General features: G+C 52.9%; 22 protein-coding genes. 13 read left to right on the forward strand and 9 right to left on the reverse strand.

The annotated features are described in order from the left end of the window. Nucleotides 1-46 precede the first annotated feature (46 nt). Both TK_RS09060 and TK_RS09065 read right to left on the reverse strand, forming a co-directional pair. The gene (locus TK_RS09060; protein WP_011250761.1) at nt 47-676 is read right to left on the reverse strand and encodes a diacylglycerol/polyprenol kinase family protein; all 630 of its coding nucleotides are present in this window, start codon (nt 674-676) and stop codon (nt 47-49) included. Further along, nucleotides 648-1,343, reverse strand: a complete 696-nt coding sequence (locus TK_RS09065; protein WP_011250762.1) for an HAD family hydrolase — start codon at nt 1,341-1,343, stop codon at nt 648-650. Before TK_RS09065 ends, TK_RS09060 begins: the two co-directional genes overlap by 29 nt. A gap of 73 nt (nt 1,344-1,416) precedes the next feature. On the opposite strand from TK_RS09065, the gene TK_RS09070 reads away from it, so the two are divergent. Genes TK_RS09070 through TK_RS12155 form a run of 5 tightly spaced genes read left to right on the forward strand, consistent with a single transcriptional unit; the run spans nt 1,417 to nt 4,459 of the window. Continuing rightward, on the forward strand, nt 1,417-1,662 hold the full coding sequence (locus tag TK_RS09070) for a TIGR00304 family membrane protein (protein ID WP_011250763.1): 246 nt from the start codon (nt 1,417-1,419) through the stop codon (nt 1,660-1,662). Between the two features lies 1 nt (nt 1,663). Continuing rightward, nucleotides 1,664-2,854, forward strand: coding sequence for a cation:proton antiporter (locus tag TK_RS09075; protein ID WP_011250764.1), 1,191 nt, complete (start codon nt 1,664-1,666; stop codon nt 2,852-2,854). A gap of 20 nt (nt 2,855-2,874) precedes the next feature. After that, entirely contained in the window at nt 2,875-4,029 is a 1,155-nt protein-coding gene (mfnA, locus tag TK_RS09080; RefSeq protein WP_011250765.1) for a tyrosine decarboxylase MfnA, read from the forward strand. 33 nt (nt 4,030-4,062) lie between these two features. Then, complete coding sequence (locus TK_RS09085; RefSeq protein ID WP_011250766.1) at nt 4,063-4,305, forward strand: ribbon-helix-helix domain-containing protein; 243 nt, start codon at nt 4,063-4,065, stop codon at nt 4,303-4,305. Further along, complete coding sequence (locus TK_RS12155) at nt 4,274-4,459, forward strand: type II toxin-antitoxin system PemK/MazF family toxin (protein ID WP_011250767.1); 186 nt, start codon at nt 4,274-4,276, stop codon at nt 4,457-4,459. The genes TK_RS09085 and TK_RS12155 overlap by 32 nt, the downstream gene beginning before the upstream one ends. 201 nt (nt 4,460-4,660) lie before the next feature. On the opposite strand, the gene TK_RS09095 is transcribed toward TK_RS12155, so the two are convergent. After that, nucleotides 4,661-5,521, reverse strand: coding sequence for a cation diffusion facilitator family transporter (locus TK_RS09095; protein ID WP_011250768.1), 861 nt, complete (start codon nt 5,519-5,521; stop codon nt 4,661-4,663). A gap of 229 nt (nt 5,522-5,750) precedes the next feature. Beyond that, the gene (locus TK_RS09100) at nt 5,751-6,347 is read right to left on the reverse strand and encodes a TasA family protein (protein ID WP_011250769.1); all 597 of its coding nucleotides are present in this window, start codon (nt 6,345-6,347) and stop codon (nt 5,751-5,753) included. 187 nt (nt 6,348-6,534) lie between these two features. Between TK_RS09100 and TK_RS09105 the strand changes: the two genes are divergently transcribed. From TK_RS09105 to TK_RS09125, 5 genes are all read left to right on the forward strand, one after another. After that, nucleotides 6,535-8,079, forward strand: coding sequence for a flippase (locus tag TK_RS09105; RefSeq protein ID WP_011250770.1), 1,545 nt, complete (start codon nt 6,535-6,537; stop codon nt 8,077-8,079). A 97-nt stretch (nt 8,080-8,176) separates the two neighbouring features. Continuing rightward, a complete protein-coding gene (locus tag TK_RS09110; RefSeq protein ID WP_011250771.1) occupies nt 8,177-9,337 on the forward strand; it encodes a site-2 protease family protein in 1,161 nt (386 codons plus the stop codon). 153 nt (nt 9,338-9,490) lie between these two features. Further along, the gene (locus TK_RS09115; RefSeq protein ID WP_011250772.1) at nt 9,491-10,462 is read left to right on the forward strand and encodes a TIGR00269 family protein; all 972 of its coding nucleotides are present in this window, start codon (nt 9,491-9,493) and stop codon (nt 10,460-10,462) included. Nucleotides 10,463-10,540: 78 nt separating this feature from the next. Continuing rightward, a complete protein-coding gene (locus tag TK_RS09120; RefSeq protein ID WP_011250773.1) occupies nt 10,541-11,815 on the forward strand; it encodes an ATP-binding protein in 1,275 nt (424 codons plus the stop codon). Further along, the gene (locus tag TK_RS09125; RefSeq protein ID WP_011250774.1) at nt 11,799-11,999 is read left to right on the forward strand and encodes a TIGR04140 family protein; all 201 of its coding nucleotides are present in this window, start codon (nt 11,799-11,801) and stop codon (nt 11,997-11,999) included. Before TK_RS09120 ends, TK_RS09125 begins: the two co-directional genes overlap by 17 nt. Here the strand turns inward: TK_RS09125 and TK_RS09130 are convergent, their stop codons facing one another. Beyond that, nucleotides 12,000-12,743: an RAD55 family ATPase gene (locus TK_RS09130; protein WP_011250775.1), complete on the reverse strand. Its 744-nt coding sequence runs from the start codon at nt 12,741-12,743 to the stop codon at nt 12,000-12,002. A 132-nt stretch (nt 12,744-12,875) separates the two neighbouring features. Between TK_RS09130 and TK_RS09135 the strand changes: the two genes are divergently transcribed. Then, a complete protein-coding gene (locus TK_RS09135) occupies nt 12,876-13,481 on the forward strand; it encodes a hypothetical protein (RefSeq protein ID WP_011250776.1) in 606 nt (201 codons plus the stop codon). Nucleotides 13,482-13,485: 4 nt separating this feature from the next. Beyond that, nucleotides 13,486-13,788, forward strand: coding sequence for a transcriptional regulator (locus TK_RS09140; protein ID WP_011250777.1), 303 nt, complete (start codon nt 13,486-13,488; stop codon nt 13,786-13,788). Between the two features lie 2 nt (nt 13,789-13,790). Here TK_RS09140 and TK_RS09145 read toward each other — a convergent pair whose 3' ends face one another. Continuing rightward, nucleotides 13,791-15,020, reverse strand: coding sequence for a glycoside hydrolase family 1 protein (locus TK_RS09145; RefSeq protein WP_048053751.1), 1,230 nt, complete (start codon nt 15,018-15,020; stop codon nt 13,791-13,793). Between the two features lie 97 nt (nt 15,021-15,117). Here TK_RS09145 and galT point away from each other — a divergent pair, with 97 nt between their 5' ends. Beyond that, nucleotides 15,118-16,098 carry a galactose-1-phosphate uridylyltransferase gene (galT, locus tag TK_RS09150; RefSeq protein ID WP_011250779.1) on the forward strand — a complete coding sequence of 327 codons (981 nt, stop codon included), beginning with the start codon at nt 15,118-15,120 and terminating at the stop codon, nt 16,096-16,098. Here galT and TK_RS09155 read toward each other — a convergent pair. From TK_RS09155 to TK_RS09165, 3 genes are read right to left on the reverse strand one after another with little or no spacing between them, the layout of a single operon-like run. Beyond that, nucleotides 16,078-17,415 (reverse strand): MFS transporter, encoded by a 1,338-nt coding sequence (locus TK_RS09155; protein WP_011250780.1) that lies wholly within the window; start codon nt 17,413-17,415, stop codon nt 16,078-16,080. The genes galT and TK_RS09155 overlap by 21 nt on opposite strands. Next, on the reverse strand, nt 17,412-18,497 hold the full coding sequence (locus tag TK_RS09160) for a hydrolase (RefSeq protein WP_011250781.1): 1,086 nt from the start codon (nt 18,495-18,497) through the stop codon (nt 17,412-17,414). The genes TK_RS09155 and TK_RS09160 overlap by 4 nt, the downstream gene beginning before the upstream one ends. After that, nucleotides 18,494-19,555, reverse strand: a complete 1,062-nt coding sequence (locus TK_RS09165) for a galactokinase (RefSeq protein ID WP_173254066.1) — start codon at nt 19,553-19,555, stop codon at nt 18,494-18,496. Before TK_RS09165 ends, TK_RS09160 begins: the two co-directional genes overlap by 4 nt. Nucleotides 19,556-19,678 lie beyond the last annotated feature (123 nt).

Below are 19,678 nucleotides of genomic sequence, written 5' to 3' on the forward strand. Positions count from 1 at the left end.
GGTAAAGAAAGGCATATAAACCTTTTCTTCAGGACTCAGTGGAAGATCAGGAGACAAGGAAAACCAAATACACGGCAACTGCTACTGCCAGCTGGTTTGAGAAGTTGTCGTCGGGCGGGACGTTGTAGAACTCCACAATAGTGCCGATGACTGCACCAGCTAAAGCGGGAGCAAAACTCACAAGGGGGATTAAAACCAGCAGAGCCGTAAGGAAGTATGCCAAGCTCCCCTCAAGGCTCTTACCGCTTGAGAATCTGTGTCTCCCAAGGCTCTTCCCGATTATAGCGGCCAGGGCATCCCCCAGGGTTGCCACAGTTATGGCACCCACCGCCACCTTCATCGGGAAGAAATATACTACTATGAACGAAGCGGCCGCAAAGTATATGTGGGCCGCAACTCTCTCACGCTCGTGAGGTCTAGTTATGGCCTCGATATGGTTTTCTATAAGCTCAATGCTCCTACCCAGCTCGGGGGAAGGGTACATATTCAGGAGGCGGTACTTTATCCTATCCCTCCACTCTTCGATTATCCTGAATGGTTCAAGCACGACGAAGAGGACAAAGGCCAGACCTATGAAGGCGAGCGTTGTGGTCTTGCCACAGCAGAGATAAATGGCAGGCACAGTAAGTCCCGTGAGGTGGAGTGCTTTACGCTTCAACTCGCTTCTTATACTCACGCTTTATCACCTCCAGGGCCTCAAGAAGGTTATTCACAACGTAATCGGCAAACCTGACTTTTCGGGACTTGAAATAGCCCCTGCGAACCAGTATGGTGGTGGCCCCAATCGCCCTACCTCCACGCATGTCAGTCTCGTCGCGGTCACCAACAACGTAGACCTCGCTGGAAGGGAACTTTTGAAGGGCAAGCTTGAAGTTGTAATCTTCAAGCTTGCTGTGGCCTGTTTCACCGCTTATGATGACGCCATCAAAGTAATTGGAGACGCCGAGAACTTCAAGCTTTTTCCTTTGCCACTCCGTCGATGAGTCCGTCACGAGAACTATTTTTGCCCCAAGCTTCTTCAGACCGGAGAGAAACGGCAGGGCATCAGGGAAAAGGCGTAAGTGTTCGAAAAAGGCGCGCTCAACAAAGGACACAACTTCCCGGATTTCATCGTCAGAGGCATCTGGGTAAACGTCCCTAAAGACGGTTTCAACAAGCTCGTCCAAATCCATCAGGTGGACTTCCTCAGAGCTTTCAAAACGACGGTACTTTTTTAGCAAGAAGTACGCTATGGCCCGGAACTTTCTTCTCCTGATCAGGAACAAGAGAGTTCTCAAGAGGGTCTTTTTTCCCGCCTCCCACGTATTGCAGAGGGTATCGTCGAGGTCGGTGATTACCAGCATATTGGTATTATTTCTTCGGGGCTTTTAAAGGGTAATGCAAAGCTTTTAAAGACGGTAAACGAGTTCTGGATTGATGAGAGGCGAAGAACTCGTACTGGCGGGAATAGCCCTGATATTCCTGGGGTTCATCCTGGTGTTCATCGGGACCCTGCTATCTGCCTTCAGCGGTGAGGCGGACGTTGAAGGCGGCGGGGTCATAATGATAGGCCCAATTCCAATAGTCTTTGGAACAGGAAGGGGTGTCACCCTGGCCATGATTCTGGCGGTGCTCCTGATGGTTCTGTGGATAATTGGTACTCTTCTCGCAAGGAGGGGATGACGTGGAGTTCCTCGGCTACCTAGCAGTCCTTCTAGTTGTGGCAAAGAGCATAGAATGGGCCTTCGAGAAGGCGGAGATACACCCGATCATCGCCCACGTTATAACTGGCATTCTCCTCGGGCCGTTTGCACTCGGAATTGTAAAGCCGGGCAAAGAAATTGAAGTGCTGGCACAGTTTGGACTTATAATGATGATGCTCTACATGGGCCTGACCAGCAACTTCTCTGCAATAGCCCAGAACACGAAGAAAGCCACGTTTGTGGCAGTTCTCGGGGTTGCTTTCTCGTTCATACTGGGCTTTGCCACCGTGTACCTCTTTGGAAAGGGGTTCTCCGCGGCGGTGTTCGTTGGCGTAACCCTCGGAAACACGGCAATCGAAGTCACGAGCGGCGTCCTGGTCAAGGAGAGGGTGAACAGAAGAGTCTCGGCCATACTGATGGGAGCGGCGTTCGCGGACGACATACTGGCCGTTTACCTTATAGGCATCATCACCGGCATGGCGAGCGGGAACTTCAACGCCCAGTCCCTCCTCATCCTGACGGGGAAAATCTTTGCCTTCATAGTCGCGACGCTCCTGATTTCGGAGTACATCTTCAAGCGCTCCAGATGGTTCTACAGCGTGGTCAGGAACCTCAACGTCTTCTTTACATTCACCCTCATCCTCACGTTTGCACTCGCCATAATATCGGAGTGGGTTGGCCTGAACCAGATAATAGGGGCCTACCTGGCGGGTCTGACCATAAGCAGACTCCGCGAGAGAAAAGACCCCCTCGTCGTTACCAGGATAAAGCTCAACGAGCTCATAGGCGACCTTCAGGTTGTCCTCACGGAGTTCTTCATGCCGCTGTTCTTTATCTACGTCGGCCTGATGTTCAATCCCCCCATTAAAGACATTAACATATTCCTCATTTTGGCCCTCTACGCCTCGGCAGTGCTTGGTAAGCTGATCGGCTGCGGTCTTGGTTCAAAGCTGGTTGGTCTCCCCTGGGAAGATTCGATAGCAGTCGGAATTGGAATGGGTGGAAGGGGAAGCCTGGAGCTGGCTATCCTCACGTTCGGCCTCAGCACGGGGTTGATAGACCAGAGCATCTTCGCGAGTGTTATAATGGTCTCAATGCTAACGGCCTTAACAACGCCGATATTCTTCAAGGCGTACCTGAAGAGGCAAAGGCTTAAAGCCGGGGAGAGCTAGTACCGCAAGGCGGTGAGAAAATGTTTCCAGAGAGGGGAGCGAGCGAGGAAGAAGTCCTGAGGGAGCTTGAAGAGAAGACAAGAGAAGATTTAACCTTCGATTCAGGCAAGATACTCGGTTCTATGTGCACTTACCCACACCCCTTCGCAGTGAAGGTCGTTATGAAGTACATAGACAGGAACCTCGGCGATCCTGGTTTACATATCGGGAGCCAGAAGATCGAGAAAGAAGCCGTTGACATGCTGGCCAACCTACTTGGGCTGGAGAAGGGCTACGGCCACATAGTCTCTGGCGGGACGGAGGCCAACATTCTGGCAGTGAGGGCAATGAGAAACCTCGCTGGAATAGAAAAGCCCGAACTGATCCTTCCAGAGAGCGCTCACTTCTCATTCATAAAGGCCGCCGAGATGCTAGGGGTAAAGCTCGTCTGGGCGGAACTGAACGACGACTACACAGTCAACGTGAAAGACGTTGAGAAGAAGATAACAGACAGGACGATAGGAATAGTGGGGATAGCTGGAACGACCGGCCTTGGAGTCGTCGACGACATCCCGGCCCTGAGCGACTTAGCACTTGACTACGGTCTTCCCCTCCACGTTGATGCAGCCTTCGGCGGCTTCGTGATACCCTTTGCAAAGGCTCTCGGTTATGAGATTCCCGACTTCGACTTCAGGCTCAAGGGAGTGAAAAGTATAACAATAGACCCTCACAAGATGGGGATGGTACCGATTCCAGCCGGGGGAATAATCTTCCGCGAGAAGAAGTTTCTGGACAGTATAAGCGTTTTAGCCCCGTATTTGGCCGGAGGCAAAATCTGGCAGGCGACGATAACCGGAACCAGACCGGGAGCCAATGCTCTGGCAGTGTGGGCGATGATAAAACACCTCGGCTTCGATGGGTACAAGGAAGTTGTAAAAGAGAAGATGGAGCTCGCAAGGTGGTTCGCCTCGGAACTGAAGAAGATTCCAGGGATTTACCTCATCAGGGAGCCAGTGTTAAATATAGTCTCATTCGGTTCAGAGAAGCTGGAAGAGCTTGAAAAAGAGCTTAAGGCGAGGGGCTGGGGTGTAAGCGCTCACAGGGGCTACATAAGGATCGTCGTCATGCCTCACGTGAAGAGGGAGCACCTCGAGGAGTTTTTGAGGGATTTGAGGGAGATTGCAAAAAGGCTTTAAAGCTGTCCGACAAATTGACCCATTGGTGAGACAATGACCACTGGTGTGAAGGTTTCTGTGAGACTTCCTCCGAAGCTTGCCGAGGAGATAGACTCGCTCGTCAAAGCGGGCCTCTTCAGCAACAGAAGCGACCTGATAAAGGAGGCTATACGGCACTACCTCAGGGAGCTCAGAAAGGAGCTCACGGAAGAGGAAAGATGGAGGCTGAAGGCCGTCGAGGACGTCCTCAAGGAGGACTGGGAGAGTGAGGAGGACAGCTTCTGGGACTCCTACTGAAGGAGGGCCTTTCAAAGAGGGAGAGGTAATCCTCCTGCCGTTTCCCTTCAACGACCTCCAGAACGTGAAAACGAGGCCAGCCCTCGTCCTTTCGAGCGAGAGCTTCAACAGGAAGAGCAACTCAATCATAGTGGCTCAGATAACTCCAACCTGAAAAGCGGGTTTAAAGAACTCAACGTCCTGATAGCGGACGAGGACCTTGACAGGTATCCAGGAACAAGGCCGATAATACCCAGCATTGTCAAGCCCTACGTGATTTTCTCAGTCAACAAAAGGATGGTCATCAAGAGAATCGGCCTCCTGCGGGAGGAAAAGCTAGCCGAGGTCTACGAAAGCCTCATGAAGGCGCTCGACCTCACTCAGTAACGCCCTTTATGTCCACGTGGACAAAGGCCCTCTCCACCTCTGGCATCTCCTCGATCCTCTTCTTGACTTCCTCGCTGATATCGTGGGCCCCCTTGAGTGTGATTTCCGGTGGAACTTCAATGTGAAGCTCAACGTGGAGTTTGTTCCCCACGTAGTGTGCCCTGAGGTCGTGGACTCCCAGGACGTTTGGGACGCTCATGGCGCGCTTCCTAATCTCCTCGCACACCTCAAAGGGCGGGGCGCTTCCTGTGAGGTAGCCAACGTTCTCAAGGATTATCTCCGCCGAGACCTTGACGAGGAAGCCCGCAACAACCAGCCCGGCGAGGGCATCCCCATACTTGAAGCCGAGCTTCTGAAGACCGAGACCCACGAGAACCGCAACGCTGCTGAGGGCGTCGCTCCTGTGGTGGTAAGCGTCGGCAACTAAGATTTGGCTTTTGAGCTTCCTGCCGACGTAAACGGAATAGCGGAACATCAACTCTTTGGCAAGAATGGAAAGGACTGTAACCCCGAGCATTAGGGAGTTTACCTCAATGGCCGTGCCATGGAGAAGTCTGAAGAGTGAATCCCTCCCAATCTCGTAGGCCACCAGGAGGAGAGCCTCGCTTATGAGAAAGGCCACCAGGGGCTCAAAGCGGGAGTGTCCGAAGGGATGGCTTTTGTCAGGGGGCTTTGAAGAAACCCTCATCCCAAGGTAGCCGATGACGCTCGTAACCACATCGCTGAGGGAGTGAGCTCCGTCCGAAATCAGGGCTATGCTCGAGTAGAGAAACCCAACGACCAGCTTGAGCACTGAGAGGAGAAGGTTTCCAACTATCGAGACCCATATGGGGCGGTAGAGCTCCTCCAAGGGCCACCCTCCGGGGTTTAAACGAATTAAACAACCAACATGCACAATGCGGTCAGTCCGTCACTCCCTCGTCACAGCTCGGACAAGGCTGAACTCATCATCCCAGAAAAGGTAGAGGATGGGACTTAAAAGGGTTGCTCAGCGATCACCTTTCCTTCCTCACCGGTCGGTTCGCCCATCACTCATCATCGCAGGGAAAAATTGGAGAGGGGGTTTAAGTGGCTTCCGCTCACTGTGAAGCAGTTATGAGCATAGCAACCTCAGAGGTATCGGTCTGGCACTCGTTTCCCGCATCGGGAGAGAGTTCTACGCGCATAGTAATTCCTATGGCTTCGCTCTCAGCCAGCTTGCCCTCAAAGAGGCGTATAAGCGTACCGTTGAGCTCTTTAAGGGATTTTCCAGCGTAGAGATCAAGTTTCATGACTGTCCCGTTAACCAAGACACGGATGTCCTTGACTATCAGGTATTTGCTGAGCTCTCCAACGTCTGGCGTGCTGTCCACGAGTGCCTCAGCTTTAGAGAGCTTTCCATCTTCACGGTCAGTCACGTTTAGGGTCATTGTGATCTTTGAAACAGGGTAATCTCCGCGGTTCTTGATGTAGAATCGGATCGTCTTCTCTTCTCCCGGCAGAAGGTCTCCAAACTCAAAGACCTTGTAAGCATCGTAGTACCTCCCGTCATCTCTGCTTATCCCGATATCGAACTCACCCGTGGAGAACTCGTTGCCCGTGGACTTCGCCACGTCGCTGAAGTACGAGGCACCAAACTTGACGCCAGCGAGGAAAACCAGCAGGGCCGCCAGTGTAACGCCCAGCGTTCGTTTCATAAATACCACCAATCATGGTTTCTCAGAAGAAGAACGCGTAAGAATATATAAGTTTTTCGGAAGTCAAGTTGTAAAAACTGGTGGCGTAATGCATTCTACTACATTATTTGGAGAGATACAACAAAAAGCCTATCAACCGACAGATTCCAAAACCGTTTAAAGGCACGCCCAAGAAAACCGTACCGCGGTGAAATCCTTGGAGGGAAGCGAAGAAACTCTGGGCAAGGTCGCAAAGGGGGCTGGCATAGTCCTAGCAGGAACAGTTGTGGGAATGCTCCTCAACTTTCTCACAAAGGCAGTCCTGGCAAGATACTACGAGAGGAGCCAGTACGGGTCGTTCACACTCACCGTAACTGTTCTGAGCATTGCAATGACCATAGCCCTTCTCGGACTTCAGAACGGCCTCTCAAGGGAGATAGCCCGCCACCTCCAGAGGGATAGAGAAGTTGCACTAAAACTGGCGTCAACGGGAGTTTTGATAGGGTCTAGCTCTTCCCTGGCCCTTATACTACTCTTATTCACCCTGGCTCCCAATCTTGGAAATGTCCTAAACGACCCGTACCTAAACCAGACTCTCAGAATAGCCTCTCCAGCGCTTCTCCCGATGGTTTTGACTATGATAATCGTGGCAATATCCAGGGGACACGGAAGGGTTAGGGAGAACTTCTATTACAGGAACGTCCTCCCCCAGCTCATTTTCCTGGTTTTCCTGGGTATGAGTTTTCTCTTAAATCTCAGCTTCAACTGGGTGTTCATTTCTTACGTCGCCGCATGGACAATCCCAGCGCTTCTGGGCTTCTTAGATGGCATAAAGCTCGGGCTGTTGCCGAAAAAACCTGAGTTCGACTGGAATCTCGCAAAAGAACTTTTGGCGTTCTCATTCCCGCTCATGCTGACGGGCATATTGGACTATGTTCTCGGCTGGACAGACTCCCTGATGCTGGGCTACTATTTTGGGCCTGATAAGGTGGGTCTTTACAACGGGGCGGCGCCAATAGCCAGGGCACTGCCCGTGGTTCTGAACTCCCTCGGATTCGTGTTTATGCCTATGGCAACGGTGTTTTTTACAGGTGGAAACATTGAAGGGCTGAAAAGGCTATACCAGAGCACTGCAAAGTGGGGTTTCATCCTGACTTTTCCGGCCTTCCTGCTGGTTTTTGCGTTTCCAAAAGGGACAATAAACCTGTTCTTCGGGGCCAAGTACACCGAAGCGGCGACAGCCCTGAGAATACTGGCCCTAGGTTTTATGTTCCACGTGGTAATGGGGCTCAACGCTATGAGTCTGGTGGCCGTCGGAAGGACTTCAGACAACCTAATTGGCAACCTCCTTGCCGCACTCCTAAACGTGGCCCTCAACATGGCCCTCATTCCGGTGTACGGGATAAACGGGGCGGCTTTGGCAACGGCCTCCTCGTATATAGCGGCGAACCTGTACAGGGTGTCAATCCTCTACAGGACGACTGGAGTCCAACCATTTGGAAAAACCTATGTCAAGGCCCTCTTAATCGGCGCCCTAATGCTCCTCCTTGGGCTTCTCCTGGGAGATACCGGTTCGATCGTTGGAGCCATCTTAAAGACTGCCATCCTCTACGGTGGTTATCTCATCCTAATCCTTCTGAGCGGGTGCATAGAGAAAGAAGAAGCTGAAAATCTGGAAAAACTGGCAGAAAAAGCTGGTGTGAACCTAAGATGGCTCATTAGAGCTATGGAAAGGCTTTCAAAGGATGAGTGAAGCAAAGAGGCTTTGCGAGTAAAAATCCCAACACCTCGGCAAATTTATAAGCCTGCCAAGTTAATACGCACACGAGAAATAAAAGAGGAGATGTGGTATGGTCTCAACCCTCGCAGTGATCCTCGCGGGAATCGCGGTCTTCTGGATGGTTCTGTACGCCCTCTTCGGAAAGAAGGAGATAGACCCTGAAACTGGAGAACCCATAGAGAAGGAAGAGGGTCTCAGCGTTGACATGTTCATCGCAATGTGGAGAACAAAGCGCCTCTTGGGGTTCATAGACAGAGTATCACGCATCAACCCGCGCTTCTGGAAGGTCTATGCTGACGTCGGCATAGCCCTCGGTTACATGGGTATGGTCTACGTCTTCTACGCCCTTGCAAAAACCGCCGCTCAAACGCTCCAGACCAAGGGACAGCAGGCTGGGGTTCAACTCGTGATCCCTGGCGTGACGATCCCGCTTTGGTACGGGCTTATCGGCCTCGTTGTTGTGATGGTCGTCCACGAGCTCAGCCACGGAATAGTTGCGAGGGCCGATAAGCTTCCTCTAAAGTCCGTTGGGCTTGTTCTCCTGGCCGTGATTCCTGGGGCCTTTGTTGAGCCCGACGAAGAAGAACTTGCAAAGGCGCCCCTCCGCTCGCGCCTCAGGGTGTACGGGGCGGGATCAATGGCCAACATAACAACGGCAATAATAACGGCCCTCATAATAACCTACGCAATAAACCCGCTTCTCGTCCCCGCGGGAGTTGAGGTGAAGGGAATAATACCCGGCTCCCCCGCCGAGAAGGTTCTCCAGAAGGGTGACGTTATAATCGGCATAAACGGGCAGGAAATAAAGACCATGGAAGACTTCATGGAGTTAATGGACAAAACCAAGCCTGGAGAAACCCTGGAACTTGAAGTCCTAAGAAACGGGGAGAAGATCAGCGTTGAGCTGACCCTCGCAGAGCACCCAGACAGGCCAGGAAAGGGCTTCATAGGGATACAGCCGGCTCAGCATGTTGAATCGAAAGTCGGGTCTGCGAAGGTAGTCCTCCCGATTTTCTTCGCCCTCTACTGGATATACCTGCTCAACGTTGGGATAGGCCTTATGAACCTCTTCCCGCTCGTGCCCCTCGATGGCGGCAGAATGCTGGACGACGTCCTCAAGGAGTACCTCCCAGAGAAAATAGCGAGGCCGGTGAGGTACACGACCATAGGCGTTGGACTGCTTCTCCTTGCCCTGAACCTGTGGCCGGCTTTACTGAACCTCGCCGGCTGAATGGGTTTTCTTTTTACTTTCTCTTCTGAAAGCCTCGCCGTTCACGGCGGGGAGGAGGTCAGAATGTTTTCCATGGCCACCACCACGTACCCAATATCAAACATCTGCATTAACAGTTTTAAATCTATCCAAGAATCCAGACCAGGTGAGGAGATGAAGTGCTCCAAATGCGGTAAAACAGCGGTCTATCACGCACGCTACACGGGAAGGTATTACTGTAAGAAACACTTCAACGAGATGGTTGAGAAAAAGTTCAAGGAGACCGTGAAGAAGTATCGGCTCATAGAGAAGGGTGAGAGGATAGCCGTCGGTGTGAGCGGCGGAAAGGACAGCGTCGTCCTCATGCACCTTTTAGCCAAGCTCCGCGAGAAGTTCCCCTTTGAGCTTGTCGCGATAACCATAGACGAGGGGATAGCCGGCTATCGGCCCCCAAGCGTCGAGATAGCGAAGAGGAACGCGAAAAAACTTGGAATAGAGCACCGCATCTATTCGTTCAAGGAGTACATAGGCTTCACGCTGGACGAAACCGTTGAGATAATGGGTAGCTTCGAGAAGGGCGAGCGCGTTGGGGCATGCTCCTACTGCGGTGTGTGGAGGCGCTGGCTGCTCAACTACGCGGCGATGGACGTTGGAGCAGACAAATTGGCGGTAGGCCACAACCTAGATGACGAGGTACAGATGTTCCTGATGAACATCCTGAGGGGAGACATAGCTAGGCTCGGAAGGACAGGGCCGTACTACGAGGAAATTCACCCCGAGCTCGTTCCGAGGATAAAGCCCCTCCGCGAGATACCCGAGAAGGAAATCGTTCTGTACGCAGTTCTGAACAACATCGAGGTGGATTTGAGCGAGTGCCCCTACGCGGTAGAGGCGTTCAGGGCGGAGATAAGGGACTGGATAAACGAGATGGAGGAGAAGCATCCAGGAACGAAGTATCAGATACTCAGGAGCTACGACAAGCTCTTCCCGCTCATAGCGAAGACCTACACTAAGAAGACGAGCGAGCTGAACCGCTGTAAGATATGCGGACAGCCAACGACGGGGGAGATATGCAAGGCCTGCCAGTTCAGGCTCCAGGTGGAGAAGAAGGCCAGGGAGAAGGGTCTGACTTTCAGGGTTGAGTGAATTTGATAAACAGGGATTTATAAATGGCTGTAAAGTATACTTAGCAATGTTTATAAACAAAGGAGCGAATATAAAATCATGAAGGAGAGCCTTGCGAGAGTCCTAACCGAATGGCAGGAGACCTGGACACCGGAGCTCATTGAGAGGGATTTTGATTTCTCATTAATCCCTGAAAAGCCAAGAAAGGTCGTCACCTTTGCCGGCTGCCGGAGGACGGGAAAGACGTATCTAATGTTCCAGCTGATCAACGAGCTGTCAAAGAAAGTCCCGAAGGAAAGAATCTTCTACATCAACTTTGAGGACGAGAGGCTCGAAAAGAACATTTCGACGCTTACCGGGCTGATACCAACAATCGAGGAGCTTTTTGGAACCTCAGCGGAGCTTTACCTCTTCCTCGACGAGATACAGAACGTGGAAGGGTGGGATTCCTGGGTCAGGAGGGTTCATGATTCTGGAAAGGCGAAGCTGTTCCTAAGCGGTTCCTCCTCAAAGCTCTCTAGCAGGGAGATTCCAACTTCCCTCAGAGGTAGGGCACTAACTTTCGAGGTGTTCCCATTGAGCTTCCGGGAGTTCTTGAGATTCAAGGGGTTTGAAGTTCCGTCGAGGGTGGAATTCAGCTCAAAGAAGCCCAGACTTCTGAACCTCCTTAGAGAGTACGTAACCTACGGTGGTTTCCCAGAGGTTGTTCTGGCGGATGATCCGAGGGTGAAGAGGCTCATAGTTACCGACTATTTCAACACCATAATAGCCCTCGACGTCGTTGAACGGTACTCATTGAGAAACCCGGAGGAGCTCAGGGCGTTTCTCAGGCTGGCCCTCAATTCGGAGTACCTGAGCCTGAGCAAAATGGAGAGAACCCTCAAGAGCCTCGGCTACAGGATAAGCAGGCTGACCCTCGCCAACTACTTGAGGTATCTGAGCGAGTCCTACTTCCTCTTCCCGGTCGAGGTACTTTCACCTAAAGTCCGCCTCAGGATCGGCCATCCCAAAAAGGTCTACTTCGTCGACAACTCGTTCCTGACGTTCCTCAGCGTCAAGTTCAGCGAGAACTTTGGAAGGCTCATGGAAAACACAGTCTTTCTGGAGCTTAGGAGGAAGGGAGAGGAAATCAACTACCTCCTCAACGAAAACTGGGAAATTGACTTCGCCCTACCTGAGAAGGAGACCCTCATCCAGGTGAGCTACGACTTAAGCGATCCAGAGACCCTCGGGAGAGAACTTAAGGCGGTAAAAGCGGCGAGGAGGGAGACGGGATGGAAGAAAGCCTACGTTATAAACTGGGACATCGAGAAGGAAGTAGATGGGATAAAGTTAATCCCCCTATGGAGGTTTCTGCTTGAGGAGGATTATTGAGACTCCAATACCGCCCGAAGAGCTTGAGGAAATCCGCCGTCGGAGCGGGACAAGGGTGAGACTGGCTCTTCTTGAAGTGATTGTAAAAAACAGAATCCCGCTCAAAAGGGTGGCAATTGAGGGAGAAGACGAGGAGATAAAGAGGTTCATGGAGTTTCTGATGAGGGCGAGGGCCGGTGGATAGCTACTCAATGTGGACTTGCCCCTCTCCTATCCAGAAGTCATATCCACCTTCTTTGGGCTTAAAGTCCGGCAAAGGCGACTTTCTTATTACCATTTTTTCCCTGAATGTCTTCGAGGAAGAGCAGAATTCTATGACGTACTGACTGTAGAGGGCAATCCAAGCAGTCAACCTCTCTGAGGCTCTGCCCTTGTTCAAGAGAAAGATGTTTATCGGCCGCTTCCTCTTTTCAGTTATTCTCGCCTTTTCCTTCAGGGCAATGAGATTCTGGAACAATTTGATGAAATTGTCTTCACCAAACAAGAACGCCAGACCGTCTATCGTGAAGTCTATACCAATGGGGCGTCTGTCCTTAATCTTCTCCTCAAGGATGCGCCGATAGAGGTAGTTGTATTTGGGCACAAAGGTTGAAGTGTCAATGCTTTTATTCGTATAAACAAAATCCAAGGGGTAATCAACACCATAAATTGACGAGAATAAATCCACGATTGCGAGATTATTCTTTTTGCCAAATTCCTCAATGTCAAATCGAATAAGCCCCAGCTCCATTTTTAAAGGTGTGAAAGGCAGCACTGAGTCTAAAATTACACCGAAATCGCCTTCCATTATGCGGTTTCTCAGTATTTCAAAGGCCAGAGTCCAGCCGTTTGAGTATGAATCGTACACTATGAGAATGTTACTGTCTTCCAGTAATCCTCCTCCAAGTGCGTCATCGAGGATAGGAATGCCTGTACTCAGAAGTTCCATAATCATCACCAGAGTATTTGGTGTGCATGGAATATTTAATGGTATCGTGTTCCCGGAGGAAACACTCTGAAATTCAGAGAAACTCCACGCTATAAATAGGAGAACGTCCTATTCTCAATAGGGGTGGTGGATATGGAAGATGTTAAGGAACTCAAGAGCGTGCTCGAGAAAGTTGAGGGCAAGCTGATAGCGGCTGGAAAGATGTACGCCGCGATGAACTTCGCGGGTTTTCTGGCGGTGATGACTCTGTTCTACGTTATACTCCGGTTCTTCAACGGCGGGCCCGCTTTCAGCATCGCATACTGGACGGCAGCCACTATCGTTGTGATTACTTTCACCTCAAAGGTTTGGAGGAGGATAGTGACCATCTCCGGAATCAAAAGGAACTCCGGAAAAAAGATCGGTCTAGAAATAGCGGGTGCATGGGTAATCGGCGCTGCGCTTGGCTGGGTTTTGATCCCCTCATTGAATCCAGGGATAAACGAGGAAGCGGGCCTGGCCGTGGGCTTCCTGAGCTTTATCAGCGTTTCGCTCCTCGGCCAGTGGGCGGTTCTGAAGAAGTGCTGTGGGGCCGAGAACGAGATGGTTCCTGCGTTTCTGATTCCAGCACTGGCCATACCTCTAGCGTGGGGAATGGGAAGTGGAGCGATGCTCTGGGCCGGCTACGTAGTCTCACTCGGCTTTGCCACGACTATACTTCTATACCTTCACTCCGCCTTCAAAGCCGTCAAGCGGTGATAAAATGGAAGCCCTCAGGGAGCTGAGCTCTAACAACGTCCTGGGAAACCCCATAAGGCTCGCCATCATGCTCTACCTCCTGCCGAGGGAGAGGGCCCTCTTCAGAGACCTCCTGGAAGTGCTTGAGGTAACTCCTGGCAACCTAGACTCACACCTTAAGACCCTTGAGAGGGAAGGCTACGTTGAGGTCTTCAAGATCATAGCCGACAGGCCGAGGACTGCGGTAAAGATAACCGATAGGGGAGCAGAGGAGACGGGAAAATATTTGAAGGCCCTAAAGAAAGCCCTAGAAGAGATAGAAGGATAAAGCTACGGGTCTTCCTCGCCGGGGAGCTTCTTCGTCCTCGCTATCTCCCCGTAGAGGTAGGCGCTTCCCCTCGGCCTTCTCTCGAAGGTCTCGAAGTCCACCTCTATCAGCCCGAACCTGGGCTCGAAGCCCTCCCTCCACTCGTAGTTGTCCATGAGCGACCAGTAGAAGTAGCCTCTGACGTCGAGGCCATCCTCTATCGCCCTGAGAACCTGGCGGAGGTGCTGGATTATAAACTCCTTTCTCCACTCGTCGTCGAGCGTCGCTATTCCGTTCTCCGTGACGTAGAGCGGCCTTCCGTATTCAGAGGCCCTCCTGAGAGCCAGGTAGACGCCCTCGGGGTAGACGCTCCAGCCCATCTGCGTCCTCCTCTCGCCGATCTCTGCATCCTTGGCCTCGAAGAACATCTTCAGTGGGTTGAGGCTTCTCCTAACGGTGCTCGCGGTGTAGTAGTTTACCCCTATGAAGTCAGCATCGCTCTCCGGGACGGAGTAGGTCTTGAAGGCCCCCCTGTACTTTCCGCTCCATATGGCGTCGAGGAAGTACCAGTTGAAGAGGTTGTCGGCCTTCTGGGCCGCTTTCTCGTCGCCTTTCCTCTCCGGGAGCATCACGCGGATGTGCTTGACTATCCCAACCTGGAACTTTCCGTGAAGGAGCTCGTAGGCTATTGCGTGGGCCTTGAGCAGGTTCGCGGCGACCCTGAAGGACTTGAAGGGGCTCTTGATGAAGGGCGGCCAGTAGGCCGTGAGGTAGCCCATCGTCACGTAAACCAGCGGCTCGTTGAAGGTAGCGACGAGTTTCACGCCTTTGAGGAGCTCCGCGGCTTTATCAACGTACCCCTCCCAGTACTTCAGGTTCTCCTCCTTCAGGAAGCCACCCTTCCTCATAAACCACAGGGGCGAGGTAAAGTGGTGCAGGGTAACGTTTGGAGTTATGCCCTTCTCAAGCAGGAGCTCAATGATCTCTCTATAGCGGTTGAAGGCATCCTCGTTGAACTTTCCCTCCTCGGGGAAGAGCCTGCTCCACTCTATTGAAAAGCGGTAGGCGTTGTAGCCCAACTCTGCCATCAGCTCTATATCCTCTCTGTAAAGCTCCCAGTGATTGCAGGCCTTTCCTGATTTGTAGGGGAGTTTACCCATCTCCTCGTAGTACCACCAGTCGTTCCACTTATTGTCACCCTCAACCTGGTGAGCGGCAGTTGAAGTGCCAAACAAGAACTTCTCCGGGAACATGGACAGCACCGTACAATTAAACGCACGGGTGGTATAAATCGTTTTCGGATGATGAAAAAATTTTAAAGGATCGAAAAGAAGCACCACCGGTGATCAAATGAGGGAACTGAGGTTCAATCCCCTAACCGGGCAGTGGATAATGGTCTCAGCGGAGAGGAAAAAGCGCCCCTGGCGACCCAAGAACTTCTGCCCCTTCTGTCCTGGCACTGAGGAGACCGGCTACGGCTGGGAAGTTCTCCTCCTTCCAAATCGCTTCCCGATGCTCTCCTTCGAGGCCCCTAAGCCGGAGAAAGTTGAGTTCTACAAAAAGGCGAGGGCCATTGGCCAGTGCAGCGTAATAGTCGAGACGCCGGAGCACGGGCTGAAAGACCTCGACGAGCTTTCCAGGGAGGGGATGGTAAAGGTCGTGGAGCTGTGGAAGGAAGCAACCAGAACCCTCAGAGAAAACAGGCACATAGCCTACGTCGCCATATTCAGAAACAAGGGCGAGGAGATTGGAGTGAGCCTCCACCACCCCCACGGCCAGCTCTACGCACTCCCCTTCATTCCGCTCAAGGTGAGGCTTAAGATCGAGAACTCCCGGAGGCACTTTAAGAAACACGGCGAGTGCCTCTTCTGCAGGATCCTTGAGGAGGAGCGGAAAGGAGGAAGGGTGATCTACGAGAACGATAGCTTCGCGGTCTTCCTCCCATTCTTCGCGAGCTGGCCGTTCGAACTCCACGTCTATCCGAAGAGGCACGTCCAGTACCTGACCCAGCTCGACGGGAAGGAGAGCGAGGACCTGGCAGATGCAGTAAGGGCAACCACCGCAACGCTCAATGCCCTTTTCGACAGGGGGATGCCCTACACGATGATGATATTCCAGGCGCCGTTCAAGGGGAGGTATCCATTCTACCACCTCCACATCGAGTTCTACCCGATCCTTAGGGACGCAAACAAGGTGAAGTTCGCGGCCGGAATAGAGATGGGCACCTGGGAGTTCACGTACGATTCAGTTCCAGAGGAGAACGCCGAGAGGCTGAAGGAAGCCTGCGGAAAGATAAAGGAAGAAAAGGGGCTAATTGGCAGGTGCCTTTGAAAGGAGCTCTTCTGCCCTCTTCTTTAATATTGCCTTCACCGCGTCCCTGTCCTCCGGGTAGGTCTTCTTTATCCAGAGCCACGTGAGGGCGCAGGGTATCCAGAAGAGCGCGCCTATGAGCAGTGTGTACTGGTAGGCGAGGGGCTTTGAGTAACCCATGCCCCTCAGCCACTCTATCATCAGGCCGCCGAGGAGCGGGCCGGTGGCCTTTCCGACGTTGTCGAGGATGTTGAAGAGGCCGAATATTGTACCCCTGTCCTCCGGAAGGTTGACCTGTGAAACTATCGCCCTCACGTTGGGCCCGGCGTAGGACACGAACTGGATGAAGAGGAGCGAGTAGACCGCTATGAAGGCCCAGTCCTTGGCTGTGAGCTGGGAGGGAAGCGGGTAGAGGATTATGCCTATCGAGGCCAGCATTCCAATGAAGATAGCCGCCCCGGTCAGGATGGCTCTTCCTCCTCTCCACCGTGCCTCGAAGTAGTCGCCGAGGAACCCTCCCATTAGGCTTCCGAGGACGCTTGAGATGCCGATGATAAGGAGCACGAAGGTGGAGGTTGTCTTGTCCATTCCCCTCGTTACCTGGAGGAAGGAGATGAGCCAGTACATTATGATGCCCCACGGAACCGTTCCGATGATTCCCTGGAGGAAGATGAGCTGGTTTGTCTTCGTCTCAAAGGACTTCTTGACAGCTTCCCAGCTTATTCTGTACCTGTACTCGTAGCCCTTCTCAAGGACTTCTCGAAGCTCCTTTTCACCCTCGCCCCTCTTGGGCTCCTCCGCTATGAAGTAGAAGAGCGGTGCGAGGATGAAGTTGGGAACGGCGGCTAGGATAAAGGGAAGCCTCCAGCCGGCTATCATTCCGGCCATTATCATTCCGAGGAGCGTACCAAAGCCGAAGGCCGTCTCCATGTAGGCGTAGCCCCTTCCCCTCTTGGACTCCTCGAACATGTCAGCTATGAGGGAGTAGCCTATGGGGATTATGGAGCCTATTCCTATTCCCGTGAGGAAGCGCATGGCCAAGAGCTGCCAGTAGTTCGTGACGTAGGCAGTGAGGAAGCACGGGATTTCGCCCAGGAGCACGCCTATGACGAGGAGCTTCTTCCTCTGCTTTATGTCCGACAGAAATCCCCAGATTATTGTTATCAAAGCGCTCGTTGCCACGAATATTGACGATACAAGCCCCATCTTGGCTTCGCTTATTCCGAACTCCTCCATTATCAGCTGGTAGTTAGGGGGTAGGAGATTCTGGTCGGCCATCAAAAAGACGGCCATCAGGACAAGCAGGGCTATTGAGACCTTTCTCCTTAAATCCCTCACTTCGAACCCCTCCAATCGTTGTATATCGCCCGGAAGGCGTCGAGCCTCCTCTCAGGGAGAGGCTCCCACCCGCGGGCGTCGCTGTTTTCAGCCAGAAAAGCAAGGGGTTCCCCAACGAAGGGGGTGAGCATGTTCAAGCGAGCGTTCCCCTCATCCTCCGTCCATATTCTAAGGCTCTTGTCGGGCGCCCAGCTCGAAGTTCTGAGGTAGAGCTTCCTTCCGCTGTGCTTCAGCTCCGAGGGTAGGGAGAGCTCGACGTTGAGAGCTTTAACCACCTCAAGAAGGCCGTCTATGCTCATCCTCCTCCCGGCGAGGTCGCGGTAGCCGATGAACTCTATGTCAGTCCCATAGAGCAGTACATCGTCCTTCCCCCTCAGCCAGTTCGCTGCTTTCTTTGGGTTCATGAGCGGGAAGCGCCCTATCCCGAGCATCACCGCGGTGTTTATCGCCACCCACACGGGGACGGCATCGATGTTTTTGACCGCCTCAAGTGTTACCTTTCCGGGGAAGGCCTTTTCCACCGCTTTTTTCAGCTCCCTGAGGCCGAGGATGTAGTTGAGGAAAACGTTGCCCTCCCCCCTCTGGGCCTTTATGAGGTGCGGGTAGAGCGGCTTTATCGGCTTCACAGCGGAGTTTAGGTGATCCGAGAGAAGCATCGCCTCTCCGTCCGCAAAGACGTACCCGTAGCCGTTGTCCTTCAGTATGGCAGGGATTATCGGGTCGTAGGCGAGCTCCGGAAGCCAGAAGCCCTTTGGAGAAACCTCGAAGAGCTCCTCCTTGAGCTCCCTGTCCTTCCGAACCTGGGCCTCTACCCTGTCAAGCGGGAGGAGAGGGAGTATGGCATGGGTGTAGCTCGTTCCGATTATCTCTATCAGGCCGCCCGCTATTCCCTCCCTAACTAGCTCTATGACCTCCCTGGGGAGAATCTCAAGCGTGTAGCCGGTTATGTTGAGCCCAAAGGGAATCTCCTCCTTGAGGAGCCTGCCGATGACGGGGAGGTAGGCCTTCTCTATGACCTTCGGGATTTCACTCTTCGGGATTTCAGCGTACTGGAGGTTGCCGTGGAAGACGAGGGACATCATAGAACCATCACCCCTTCAGAGGGCCTTACCACGAAGACCTCTGGCGTCCATGGGAAGACCTTCGTGTAGAGCTCTGCCACTTCCCTTCCGAGGGATTCGCCCTTCCCGTGCTCCACGAGGGCTATGGCCGAGCCACCAAAGCCCGCCCCCGTGAGCCTGGCACCGAGGGCGCCGAGTTCGAGGGCCTTTTCCACGAAGAAGTCGAGCTCCTCACAGCTGACGCGGTAGTTCTCGGCTATGTCCCTGTGGGCCTCGACCATGAGCTGCCCCATGGCCTCGACGTCCCCCTCTTTCAGGGCGTCCCTGAAGGCAAGGACGCGGGAGTTCTCGCGGACAACGTAGCCGAGGTACCGCCTTTCCTTCTCCGGGAGCTTTGAAAGCTCTTCCTCAGTCACGTACTTCGAGGAGCTCTTTCCGAGAACCCGGAGGGCCTCCTCGATTGCCTTCTTCCTTTCCGCGTAGGCAGAGGAGGCGAGCTCCCTCTTGACCCCCGTGTAGAAGACGAGAACCTCAAGGTCCTCCGGAAACGGCAGGTACTCGTAGTCAAGTGTCTCCGTGTCGAGGAATATGGCCTTCCCCTCCCTGCCAAAGGCTATCGCGAACTGGTCGAGTATCCCGCAGGGGACGCCAACGAACTCGTTCTCGGCTTTTTTGGCAAGGAGGGCCATATCGAGCCGGGAGAGCTTGAGGGAATAGGCCTCGTTCAGGAAAGCGAGCACTGCCAGCTCGAAGCTCGCGGAAGAGCTAAGGCCGGAGCCGAGCGGGAGGTTTCCTCCGACCCTTCCCTTCATGCCCCCCACTTCATACCCTTCCCTCTGGAGAACCCAGTAGACTCCCTTCACGTAGTCCGCCCAGTTGTTTCCCTTTTCCAGCTTTTCCAGCTCAAAGGACACGCTCTTCTTGAAGTGCTCCGAGTAAAGCTCCACCCTCTCGTGCGGCTCCCCCTCTATGACGGTGTAGCGGTCTATCGCCATGGGGAGAACGTAGCCGTAGGAGTAGTCGGTGTGTTCTCCGATTAGATTCACCCTTCCAGGGGAGTACACCCTCATTTGAGCCACCATCAATGTTCAACTTTTCACAATAATAAGCTTTTCTGAACAGTCATATTCATAAATTCGGAGTCCAGAAGAGAGCATTAACAAAACGTTCGCAGTTGAGCATCGCGGGGTTAAAAATACTGG

Source organism: Thermococcus kodakarensis KOD1, from assembly GCF_000009965.1.
Lineage (GTDB): Archaea > Methanobacteriota_B > Thermococci > Thermococcales > Thermococcaceae > Thermococcus > Thermococcus kodakarensis.